This window comes from Clostridium bornimense (assembly GCF_018917145.1).
Lineage (GTDB): Bacteria > Bacillota > Clostridia > Clostridiales > Clostridiaceae > Clostridium_AN > Clostridium_AN bornimense_A.
This window is the reverse complement of sequence record NZ_JAHLOD010000121.1, coordinates 1-1,255: the sequence shown is the minus strand read 5'-3', so window position 1 is coordinate 1,255 and position 1,255 is coordinate 1. Positions and strand designations below refer to the sequence as shown.

At 31.1% G+C, this 1,255-nt stretch carries 2 protein-coding genes; both read left to right on the top strand.

The genetic code is table 11. The features are described from left to right. Window positions 1–240: helix-turn-helix domain-containing protein (locus KQI30_RS16800; RefSeq protein WP_216464485.1), on the top strand; the 240-nt coding region annotated here is incomplete at its 5' end. Then, the gene (locus tag KQI30_RS16795; RefSeq protein ID WP_216464486.1) at window positions 201–1,214 is read left to right on the top strand and encodes an IS3 family transposase; all 1,014 of its coding nucleotides are present in this window, start codon (window positions 201–203) and stop codon (window positions 1,212–1,214) included. The genes KQI30_RS16800 and KQI30_RS16795, both read left to right, overlap by 40 nt. Window positions 1,215–1,255 lie beyond the last annotated feature (41 nt).

Sequence of the window (1,255 nt, the reverse complement as noted above, 5' to 3'; positions counted from 1 at the left end):
AATACAGCAGAAAAGTTTAGTGTATCTTACACTCAAGTTTATACATGGGTACGTAAATATAAGATTGATGGAGAAGATGGTTTAATAGATAAGCGTGGACATCATAAATCTGATGATGAAGTAGATGAATTAGAAAGACTTCGTAGAGAGACCATACGGTTAAAGCGTCAGCTAGAAGAAAAAGATATGGAGGTAGAACTATTAAAAAAAGTGAAGGAATTCGAAAGGAGGCGATTTTAGCCCGCGGAAAATTAGAGCCTAAGTATTTAACTATTCAATATTTTTATAAAACAAAAGGTTGGAGTATTAATTGGATGTGCACTAAGTTAGAAGTTTCAAGGTCAGGATATTATAAATGGTGCAATCGAGAAAAAACAGAAGAAGAATTAGAGAATGAACAAATTGCTCTATGGATTCAAGAATATCATGAAAAGTTCAAGCATACGCTTGGTTATAGAAGAATGCGTAATTATATTAACCGTGACAAAAAGAAAAATTACAGTAAGAAAAGAATCCAACGCATTATGAAGGTTCTTGGAATAAAGGCTGAAATCCGAAAGAAAAGAAAACCATATCGTTCATCTACTGTACAAACAATTACTGAAAATATACTACATAGAGAATTTGAAGCTACTAAACCAAATGAAAAATGGGGAACAGATGTAACAGAATTTAAAATACCAATGAGTACTAAAAAGTTATATCTAAGTGCTATTTTAGATTTTTATGATAGATCTGTAGTGTCATATGTTATAAGTAATAGAAATGATAATAAATTAGTTTTGGATACATATGATCTTGCATTAAAAAATAATCCGAAGGCTACGCCGTTATTGCATAGTGATCGAGGATTTCAATATACAAGTAAGGAATATATAAATAAGCTTAAGGAAGATGGACTAACACAATCAATGTCACGTGTAGGGTGTTGTATTGATAATGGTCCTACCGAAGGTTTTTGGGGGATTATAAAATCAGAAATGTATTATATTAATGATTTTAAAAATGAAGATGAATTAAGAAAAGCTATAAAGGAATTTATAGACTATTATAACAACAATAGGTATCAAGAAAGGTTTAATAATTTAGCGCCTATGGAAGTTAGAACTGCTGCATTAGCGACAGAAACCCCTATTCAATATCCGATACCAGAAAATAAGAGAATACTTGCTTATAAAGCAGAGTTAGAAGCAAAGAAAAAAAGAGCATCATGATAAATGCGACTAACAACGTAGTCGCATAATCATATATCTTT